Origin of the sequence: Sphingobium algorifonticola (genome assembly GCF_004005485.1) — a bacterium.
Taxonomy (GTDB): Bacteria; Pseudomonadota; Alphaproteobacteria; order Sphingomonadales; family Sphingomonadaceae; genus Sphingobium; species Sphingobium algorifonticola.
Genome location: NZ_RZUL01000022.1, coordinates 1 through 9,543 on the forward strand (window position 1 = coordinate 1; position 9,543 = coordinate 9,543).

Annotated in this window: 10 protein-coding genes; 1 reads left to right on the plus strand and 9 read right to left on the minus strand. The window is 65.5% G+C overall.

Features of this window, described 5'->3' with window-relative positions; translation table 11 throughout:
• Nucleotides 1-82: 82 nt before the first annotated feature.
• The 8 genes from ENE74_RS17800 to ENE74_RS17835 all read right to left on the minus strand — a co-directional run bounded on the left by ENE74_RS17800 (nt 83) and on the right by ENE74_RS17835 (nt 7,025).
• Nucleotides 83-832 carry an ArdC family protein gene (locus ENE74_RS17800; protein WP_127692212.1) on the minus strand — a complete coding sequence of 250 codons (750 nt, stop codon included), beginning with the start codon at nt 830-832 and terminating at the stop codon, nt 83-85.
• 154 nt (nt 833-986) lie between these two features.
• Nucleotides 987-2,978, minus strand: a complete 1,992-nt coding sequence (locus tag ENE74_RS17805; protein WP_127692213.1) for a ParB/RepB/Spo0J family partition protein — start codon at nt 2,976-2,978, stop codon at nt 987-989.
• Nucleotides 2,979-3,132: 154 nt separating this feature from the next.
• Nucleotides 3,133-3,891 (minus strand): PGN_0703 family putative restriction endonuclease, encoded by a 759-nt coding sequence (locus ENE74_RS17810; protein ID WP_164847544.1) that lies wholly within the window; start codon nt 3,889-3,891, stop codon nt 3,133-3,135.
• Nucleotides 3,869-4,672, minus strand: coding sequence for a hypothetical protein (locus tag ENE74_RS17815; RefSeq protein WP_127692215.1), 804 nt, complete (start codon nt 4,670-4,672; stop codon nt 3,869-3,871). The genes ENE74_RS17810 and ENE74_RS17815 overlap by 23 nt, the downstream gene beginning before the upstream one ends.
• A gap of 68 nt (nt 4,673-4,740) precedes the next feature.
• A complete protein-coding gene (arsB, locus tag ENE74_RS17820; protein ID WP_127692216.1) occupies nt 4,741-5,814 on the minus strand; it encodes an ACR3 family arsenite efflux transporter in 1,074 nt (357 codons plus the stop codon).
• Complete coding sequence (arsC, locus tag ENE74_RS17825) at nt 5,807-6,214, minus strand: arsenate reductase (glutaredoxin) (RefSeq protein WP_127692217.1); 408 nt, start codon at nt 6,212-6,214, stop codon at nt 5,807-5,809. The genes arsB and arsC overlap by 8 nt, the downstream gene beginning before the upstream one ends.
• Nucleotides 6,211-6,681: an ArsI/CadI family heavy metal resistance metalloenzyme gene (locus ENE74_RS17830; RefSeq protein WP_127692218.1), complete on the minus strand. Its 471-nt coding sequence runs from the start codon at nt 6,679-6,681 to the stop codon at nt 6,211-6,213. Before ENE74_RS17830 ends, arsC begins: the two co-directional genes overlap by 4 nt.
• Complete coding sequence (locus tag ENE74_RS17835; protein ID WP_127692221.1) at nt 6,678-7,025, minus strand: ArsR/SmtB family transcription factor; 348 nt, start codon at nt 7,023-7,025, stop codon at nt 6,678-6,680. Before ENE74_RS17835 ends, ENE74_RS17830 begins: the two co-directional genes overlap by 4 nt.
• A gap of 130 nt (nt 7,026-7,155) precedes the next feature.
• On the opposite strand from ENE74_RS17835, the gene ENE74_RS17840 reads away from it, so the two are divergent.
• Nucleotides 7,156-7,638, plus strand: a complete 483-nt coding sequence (locus ENE74_RS17840) for a GIY-YIG nuclease family protein (RefSeq protein ID WP_127692219.1) — start codon at nt 7,156-7,158, stop codon at nt 7,636-7,638.
• A gap of 10 nt (nt 7,639-7,648) precedes the next feature.
• On the opposite strand, the gene ENE74_RS17845 is transcribed toward ENE74_RS17840, so the two are convergent.
• Entirely contained in the window at nt 7,649-9,487 is a 1,839-nt protein-coding gene (locus ENE74_RS17845; protein WP_127692220.1) for a strawberry notch C-terminal domain-containing protein, read from the minus strand.
• Nucleotides 9,488-9,543 lie beyond the last annotated feature (56 nt).

The following is a 9,543-nucleotide window of genomic DNA, read 5'->3' on the forward strand; positions in this document are numbered from 1 at the left end:
CAATCAGGCTGGCCTCCGCCAGCTCTTGGGTCAGCGCTACGGCCAGCCTGATTACTGCCTACCGTGGACGTCCATCGCCGACCTAATGCAATGTTGCGGACGGCGCAGACTGTCCAGATAAGGCGACGAGCTCTTCGGCCGCATAGGCGGCCGAGCCGAAGCGGTTCCTGAGGTCCCGCCCGAGGCGGGTCGAATGACCCGTCCAGTGCGAGAGCTCATGGGCGAGCGTCGCGTAATAGTGGTCGAAACCTGAGAAGAGGTGCGGCGGCGGCATCGTGATGCGATCCGCTGCCGGCTCGTAATAGGCTTCGTCGCCGTGGTGCCGGAGCGTGGCCGGAACGCACGCGAAGAACGTGTCGAGTTCGCGCTTGCGCCCCTCGGGCTCAACGATCTCGATGGTTGCGGCTGGGTGAAAGCGCGTTGGCAGGCCCTCGACCTGATCGGCGTTGAATACCGGATAGGCCTTGAGAACACGTCGTGTTTCCTCGTTGGCATGGCCGGGTTCGCTGGGCTCAACTTCCTTGGTATAGCCCTTGTAGAAAATCGCGATGGTCGACTTCTCGCCCTTGCGGACCTGTCCTCCGAGCTTGCTCGCCTGGTTGTAGGTCATCCAGAAAGGCGAGGCGTAGCCGCACATGTCGGCGACCATCCACAGCCAGAACACGTTCATGCCGCGATAGGGCGTGCCGCAGGCGCGCAACGGGCGCGAGACGGGCAGCCCCCGCCAAGGCTTAATCCAGGGTCGAGTGCCAGCCTCGAGACGGGCAATGATCTCCTGGGTGATGCGGGCGGCGGGGGACTGCCCGCCAGGCTGGGACTTGCGAAAAGCCATGATGGGTCTCCTGATCCGGCCGGCCGGAGCGTTCGCCGGCGTCGCCGCAGACCCGCGAGCTTCCTCTTCTCTCCGCCCAAGCAAGAAGCGGCCCCCTGCGGGACGCGCAGGGGACCGCTTCGCCGGAACGAGTGGGCTGCCTGTCAGGAGGAGGTCAGGCGGCCAGCTCGTGCGGGGTCTGGTGGTCGTCGCCGACCTCCGAGACAGCGTCTTCGCCGAGACAGGCCTCCGCCTCCGGCTCGCTGGGCAAGGAGTTCGCGAAGCGCATGACGTCCGGCACCCAGGCGAGCGCCCGCTCGCGAACGTCGGCCTCGGTGATGTACGTCCCCGCAAAGACGCGCTCGGCGCTCGCCGCGAGGTCGGCCTTCTTGACCGAGGCAAAGCGGGCGGAGAGCTCGGCCCCGCCGACATCGGCGAGCGCGTCGAGGATCACCTGCTTCGACACCCGGTCGAAGTAGTTGGCCGCGGTCGGCCGCCACCACTGGGCGGTGTCGATCCCGATCAGGGAGCCGAGATGGTCCTGGAAGGCAATCCGCCGTTCCCCGGCCATGTTGAGGCTCGCCTCGAGCGTGCGCGCGATGACGAAGCCGAGCCACGCGGCCCGGTCTTCCTCCGAGAGGAGCCGGAACGCGTCGAAGCGCGCCGCGGCGTCCTCGCCGGAGCGCCAGCTCTCGTCGAGTCCGGTCCGGAGCTCAGCGAGGGCGGCGGTCGCGGGCGCATCGTTGGCCTCGAACCCGACGATCGGACCGGCCGGCGCGCCGCCCCGCAGCGTCGTAGCCGACCGCGAGCGCCAGTCGTGGGTGTCGGCATCGGCAAGCGCGAAGACCATGAAGTCGAGCGCAAGGCCGGGGTCGGAAGCCACATGCAGCGCAAGCACGTCGCGGCGCTGCATCGCGAGCTCGTCGACGAGCCGCTTCGACAGGGCCGAGCGTCGTCTGCCTTCTCCGCCGTCCCCGACGACGATTTCGATCTCGCCGTCCTCGGCTTGGCCTTCGACTTTGCGCTCGCCGTAGAAGACCGGCTGGAGAACCGGAGTGCCGTCGCGCGACAGGGTCAGGATCATTCCCGCCTCCGTCTTGAGTTCCGGCGCGAGCACGGGCGGGCGACTCCGGATCTCCTGGCACTCGCGTTCGATCGCCTCGATCGCCGCTTCGGCCGCCGCCACCGCCTCCTCGGCGCTTTCCTCGTCTTCGAGGATGGCGGCGTGCTCGTCGTAGGAGGCGTCGAGCTCGTCGAGCCGAGCGATTTCCGCCTCGGTCAGCGGCGCAGGCTCTGCGGGGAGCCGCACGAGTCCGCCGACAAGGTCGTGGCTGGCGTAGGTGTCGAGGGTCGGCTTGACCCAGGCAAGCCCCTGCTCGGCGGCGATCGCCTTGGCGTGCTCTTCCATTTGCGCCTGGGCCAGGCTTTCGAGCAAGGCCACGTCCACCCAGGATTCGCTGTCATCGTCGTCGAACAGTTCGCGCTCGATGCGGCCGCCGGCCGCGACATAGGCGTCGCGCCCGACGAGCCGGGCGCGCGGATCGCTGCCGCGGACCGTGCCCGAGAGCACCATGCGGCGGATGCTGTCGGGGCTGGGAGCGTAATAGGCCGAAGTGACCTGCTCGAACACGCGCGTTTGGATCTCCTGGTCCGAAGTCGCCCCGAAGGCCTTGGCCATGTCGAGCGTGATCTCGCCGGAAGCGAGGGCCTCGAACACGATCGGCGCGAGCCGGGCGAGGCGCAGGCGGCCTTCGACGAAGCGGACGGTGAGCCCGAAGCGCCGTGCTACGTCCTCGCTGGACGCGCCGCCCTCGACAAGTGAGGCGAAGGCCTGCGCCTCGTCGGCGGGGTTCATGGCGAGGCGATGGAAGTTTTCGGCGAGGCTCGTCTCGACGGCCGCCTCGTCGGTATCCTCGAGCACCAGGCAGGTGACTTCATGGTCGCGCGGGAGCGCCTTGTCCGCGGCGAGCTCGAGCATTGCGCGGCGGCGGCGCTCGCCGGCCTCGACCTCGAATTTTCCCTTGGCGGCTGGCCGCACGATGAGATTCTGCAGAAGGCCGCGCGCGGCGATGCTCGCCTTGAGCTCGGCATCGGCTGCGGCATCGGCATGTCGGCGCACATTCCGGGGCGACTGAACGAGCTTGTTCAGCGGGATCGTCATGATCATCGGTCGTCTCCTGACTGCGAGCCGGACACGTCGACCATCGACGGCCAAATGGCTCGCTCAGGGCAGAGCTCTCTCTCCTCTCCTTGGCTGGTTTGTCGGGCTGTGATCCGGACCTTCGTTAATGGCGGCCAGCGCGTGGTGCTCACGCCCTCCCTCAGGGATTGAAGCGCTCCAGGAGTGCATCGGCATGGTGCCGGGCATCTCCCGATGCGGGCCAGTTAGCGAGCCACTCGCGGTAGCTCGCGCTGCGGAACTCGACCTCATCGCCATCCACAGCCGAGGCGAACGCCTCGATCTCTTTGCGATGGCGAGCGCGATCCTCGGTCGCGATCGCATGGCCAGAACGCTCGGTGGGCTCGGCGAACAGGTAGAACAGCAGTGGCCGCTTTTTTACACGGCCGGCGTCGGTCCCGAGGCCGTATGCATGTTTGATGAGCTGCGCGGCGTCGAGGTGCCGAAAGCTTAGTTCGCCGGACCGCAATTTGTCCCGAACGATGCCGTAACCCCGCATGTGATCACCCCAAACCGGCCTGTCGTAGGCGGCCGCCAGCGAGACCTGCTTTTTGTCGCGGAAGGGTTCGAAGCGTTTTGATTCTATCCCTATCAGGTGGGTCGAAGTGAGAATGACCGCGTCGAGCCACGGGTGGCGTCCGGCGGACCAGGGAAAGCGGGCACAGTATTCCACCTCGACGGACTCGGCGGGACCGGCGTGGGCTGCCCCCGGCAACAACGGACACCGCGAGGGCCGTTCAATGAACCAGCCGAACGCGTTGACCGCCAGTGCAGCCGAGCTTTCTTGGTGAGCGAGTTTGCCGGAAGCAACTTCGTTGCCTCCGGCCGCTGCGAGCCGATCGAGAACGTGCTGTCGAGGCACTCCGGGCAGGAAAAGATCATCCATGCCGGTTTCCGTCATGCAGCGGCCGCCGTTGCGAGAGCAGCTCCAGGAGAGTCGCGTCATCCGGCAAAGGCGGACGGGAAAGTTGAGGCGGGAGCACGTCAAAACTGAAGGACAAGCTGACACCGCACCGCTCCCCCAGCGAGCACACACCGTCGTTCAGCGAGGCCTCCAACGGCAGGAGATCGAAGGGGGCGTAGTATGGCGCGGGCGCCAGGACTCGAAGATCAACATGATCGGCCTCGAGCAGTACCGACGAACGCTCCGGCGGGTCTGCACGCGTCAGCAGCCACGCGCTGGCATAGCCCAGCAGTTCCACCGCCGCGTAGAGCGGGGTGTCGCTTGCGATCTTGAGTTCGATGAGCTGGAAGCGGCGCTCACCGCTCCGGTACGCCAGATCAAGGGCGCGTCTTCCGTCCGCTGCCCCGGAGATCAGTCCGGAGGCGACAGGAATCTGGTTGGCCCAGTCAATCCGTCCGGGCCGCACGCACGCCCCAGCGATCGCGCGCTCAAGCACCACTTCCGGGCTGCGGTTTCGTTCGCCGATCTGCGGCTGGAGGGCCCACCGCCAATTTTGCCCCGAGCGGTTCTTGTTGTCGGCAGCGCGACCGGTTGTCCAATTCGATGACACGATCCGGTGTACCAACTCGGCCAGGTCAACGCCGGAGTTGAGCCTGAGTGATCGCAGAGCCGATCGATGACGCAGGCGCTTGATACCGAGTGTATCGCAAGCTGCTGCCTCGACCCCATCGATCAGGGATGTGGGAACAAGCGCGGCCGGTAGCGGTGATTGCGTCATCCTGAGAAGGTATGCACGCTGCAAGGCAGCAAGAAAACTCCGCGAACTTCTACTCGCTCTGCTGGAATTCAGGCGGCGGCAGCGGGTTGCTGGCGTTCATACCAGCCGCGTGTCCGCTTCACGACGGCGACGACCGACAACATCACCGGCACCTCCACCAGCACGCCGACGACCGTTGCTAAGGCAGCGCCGGACTTCAGGCCGAACAGGCTGATCGCGGCTGCGACAGCCAGCTCGAAGAAGTTGCTCGCCCCAATCAGCGCTGCCGGCGCCGCGACGCACCAGGCGACGCCGAAACGGCGGCTTAGCCAGTAAGCGAGCCCGGCGTTGAAGTAGACCTGGATCAGGATCGGCACGGCCAGCAGTGCGATGACGAGCGGTTGCGTGAGGATCGCCTCGCCCTGGAAGCCGAACAGCAGCACGAGCGTTGTGAGAAGCGCCACGAGCGACACTGGGCCGAGACGGCGGAGCAAGGCGTCGAGCGCCGGCTGGCCGCCGCTGGCGAGCCGGTGCCGGCGGATGAGCTGAGCGACGATCACCGGCACGACGATGTAGAGCAGAACCGACAGCAGCAACGTGTCCCACGGTACGGTGATCGAGGCGACGCCGAGGAGCAGGCCGACCAAGGGCGCGAAGGCGAAGACCATGATGAGATCGTTCAGCGCCACCTGGCTCAGCGTATAATGGGGCTCGCCGTCGCACAGGTTTGACCAGACGAACACCATCGCCGTGCAGGGCGCCGCCGCGAGCAGGATTAGGCCGGCAATGTAGCTTTCGATCTGATCGGCGGGGAGCAGTGGGCGGAACAGCCAGCCGATGAACAAGGTGCCGAGCAGCGCCATCGAGAAGGGCTTCACCGCCCAGTTGATGAACAGGGTGACGCCTACGCCTCGGATATGCTGACGCACCTGACCCAGCGCGCCGAAGTCGATCTTCAGCAGCATCGGGATGATCATCAGCCAGACGAGGAGCGCGACGGGCAGGTTGACCCGCGCGACCTCCGCCTCGGCCACGGCAGCGAAGGCACCGGGCAGCATCGCGCCGAGTGCGATCCCGACGACGATGCAGAGCGCCACCCACAGCGACAGGTAGCGTTCGAAGATGGTCATGGCAGGCTTCGTCGCCACCGCCAGGTCAGCCATTGGCGGGCACCACCTCGCCGTCTTCCTTGACGAAATCCGCTTCGAGCGGCCGGTCGAGGATCGACAGCACCTCCTCGGATGGGCGGCAGAGCTTGACGCCGTTCGGCCCGACGACGATCGGCCGGTTGATCAGGATCGGATGCGCAATCATCGCATCGACAAGCTGGTCGTCGGTGAGCGCCGGATCGTCCAGCCCCAGATCGGCATAGGGCGTGCCCTTCTGCCGCAGCAGGTCGCGTGGGCTGATCCCCATGCGGTCGACGAGAGAAACCAGCTCCTCCCGGCTCGGCGGCGTATCGAGATAATGGACCACCTGCGGCTCCGCGCCAGTGGCGCGGATCAGGGCCAGAGTGTTGCGGGACGTTCCGCAGGCGGGGTTGTGGTAGATGGTCACGCTCATTTGCAGCAGGCCACCTTTGGTGCCGGCATGGCGGGAGCGCAGCAGGCGTTCTCGGCGGCATTGTCGGACAGGGCAGCGAGCGCAGGGCTATCGCCATAGACGGTGGCCTCGCCATTCGTGAAGAAGGCTTCCCACACCACGCCGTCGGGATCGGCGATCCAGCTCTTTTCGGACTTGGCGTAGCAACAGGTGGTCGCGCCCTCTTCGAGCACAGGACGGTCGGCATCCTTGAGACGGCCATAGACCTCCGCAAGCTCCTCGTCGTTTTCGACCTGGATGCCGAGATGCTCGATGCCCTTGGCGGCATGTTGGCCGGTCGAGATGGCGAAGTTCACGCGAGGATCGTCGAGCATCCACTTCGCGTAATCCGGCTTGACCACGGTCGGCTCGGCACCGAACAGGGTCGAGTAGAAGCCAATGGAGCGGTCGAGTTCGTTCACCCCGACGTGCACGTGCAGGCGCTTCATGCGGATTTCCTTTCAGAGAGAGCGGTGTCGGTTGCGCAGGCGGCGGCAGTCCCGCAATCGGCGCCGGCGCAGCAATTCTCCATGAGGTACGCGACGAGATCATTCATGGCGGCATAGTCGGCCCGGTAGATGATCGACCGGTGCCGCCTTTCCTGCCGCACCAGGCCAGCCTTGCTTAGCTGGGCGAGGTGGAAGGAAAGCGACGAGTTGGGGACGCCTAACGCTTCCGCGATCGCGCCGGCCGGCATTCCGTCTTCCCCAGCCTGGACGAGCAGCCGAAACAACGCGAGACGATGTTCCTGAGCCAGTGCGCCCAAGGCGGAAACTGCAAAATGTGAGTCCATCAAGTGTCCTCGTTTCGAGTCATGTAGAAATGACGGCTCGTGGTGCGAGAGTCAAATCATTTCCATCATCCTCGAAATGAGACGGTCAAATCCACTGGTCGCGGAGCGACTGAGGCGATACCTCCTCTCCATGCAGTTCACACGCCCGGTGTTGGAGGCAGCCGGTTTCGTCGGCTGGATCCCGTTTCCCGCCATCAGGGAAAGCGCCTGCCCTTCGTCGGGCGGAGTTTATGTAATCACCTACAGCTGTAGCGAACCGCCGACGTTCGCCGAGCAAAGCTGCGGAGGATGGTTCAAGGGCAAGGATCCTACCGCGTCGCTGGCAGCACTTAGCGCCAATTGGGTCGATGATGCGGAGGTTGTCTACATCGGGAAGGCCGACCGCCTAAAGCGCCGGCTCACGCAATTCGCAGATTTCGGCGCCGGGAAGCCCATCGGCCATTGGGGCGGGCGCCTGATCTGGCAGTTGCCACGCACCGACCAGTTGCTGGTCGCGTGGCGGGAGACGCCCGGCAGGGTGCCGCTGGAAGTCGAGGGCGAGTTAATCGCAGCGTTCCGACGAGCGTACGGCAAGGCGCCTTTCGCGAACGACCCTCATCGGCTCGGTGCCTAGCTTGGCACGGTCATCTGCTGACGCGTGAGATGACGGCTGCCGCTCCCTCGATCGGGACGAAAAGTCGGGTCTGGTAGCGAATGATCTCGGTGAAGCAGCCTTGCGCCTTGTACCAGTCAAGCCGGGCCGCGCCCCATCCCGTTAGCTCGAGCCGTTGGCTTCCGTTTACGAGGCTGCGTTTGAGGATGTGTTCCTCCGGCCCGTCCAATTGCATCGAACGCCCCGCCGCAAGCACGGCCTGCACAATCTCGTCGGCCGAAAGTTTGTGGCCGCCCTCCAGCCCGAGGGCGCGGCAGAGCTCCGGAACGCAGTGGACCGGGACCTCGCGACCGAGCAGCGAGCGGCCATCCGCGGCGCAAATCCTGCTGACGCGCACGTGATCGGATGGGAGCTTGTCCCAGACCGGCAGCAGAAGGCCGGTCGCGAGATGGAGCCGCTCGCGCTTTAGGCTCGATGCGGCCTCATCGGCTTCCGCCTGCCAGAGGCGCCGGAATTCCGCCTCCGCGATAGGCTCCCAGCAACTCTCTTCCAGCTGATCGGCGGTGAGATATTCCCGTTTCAGCGGACGATGCATTTCGAACCGAACTATCCGCGTGCCGTCGTCGCTCAACAGGCTGCGCGCCGGAACGAGAAGACCCACACGGCCAGAACGGGCGTTGCGCAGCGATCGGTGGCCGGGATCGCCGATGCCATGAAGTTCGATGAGCCTCGGCAGCGTCAGCGGCTTCAGCGCGCGGGCGATCTCCAGCTCGAGCAGGTGCGTCGTCGCCCCGGAGACGGCATCGGTACGGAGTAGCGTATCGGACAGCACCTCGAAGCCTTCGACGGCGATTGTCTCCACGCCGAGATCGAGCGTTCCCGCCTGCCGGGCCGCATCGACACGGGCTTCGACAAGCGCGAGGAACTCATCAAAGATGGCGTTCTGCAGCGCGATCGGCAGGGCGAGGATGCGGTTGAGCCAGCGCTGGATTGTCGGCAGGTCATCGACCATGCCGCCGTCGGGCCCTTCGAGCCGCAGCCCCGTCAATTCCTGGAACTTCGCAAGCCCTATCGCCTCGAGCTTGCCGATGAACAGCAGCCCGAACCAGCGATTGAGCGCTTCCTTGGCGTAGGAGCTTTCCAAGTTGTCGGCGGGATCGAACAGATTTTGTCCGCCGGTCTGGCGCTGCCCGCGCGTGAGGGCGCCAAGGCTGTCGAGGCGGCGGGCAATCGTAGAGATGAACCGTCGCTCGCCGCGCACGTCGGTCGTCACCGGCCGGAACAGCGGCGCTGAGGCCTGGTTGGTCCGGTTTGTGCGCCCCAGCCCCTGGATTGCCGCGTCGGCGCGCCAGCCAGGTTCAAGCAGAAAGTGGATTCGCCGGGCCCGGTTCCCGACCCCGAGATCGGCATGATAGCTGCGACCGGTCCCGCCAGCGTCGGAGAAAACCAGGATGCGCTTTGCGCCGTCCATGAAAGCCTGCGTCTCGGCCAGATTTGCGCGCGGAGTGCGCGACTGGAGCTTTTGCCGCCCATCCGGACCTATCACGAGCCGCCGACCGCGCCCGGTCACCTCGGCGACATGATCGACGCCGAACCGTTCTATGATCGCGTCGAGCGCGGTTGCGATCGGTGGCAATGCGCAGAGCTGCTCGATCATCCGGTTGCGCGCAGCGAGTGCCGAACGGCAGAGGACCGGCCGACCGTCCTCGTCAATCATCGGCTCGGAACGCGGATTGCCGTTCTCGTCGGTGAACACCGCCATGAGGCGGACGGGGAAGCTCTTGGCGAGATAGTCGATCACATATTCTTTGCAGTCGCAGTTTATGTCGAGCGTGGTGGCGGGAGGCGCAGGTTTCCTTCGGTTTTCCATGATTTCACTCCAGATAATTGCCTGACAAGGTTGAATGCTGGGGCCGTTAGGATTGT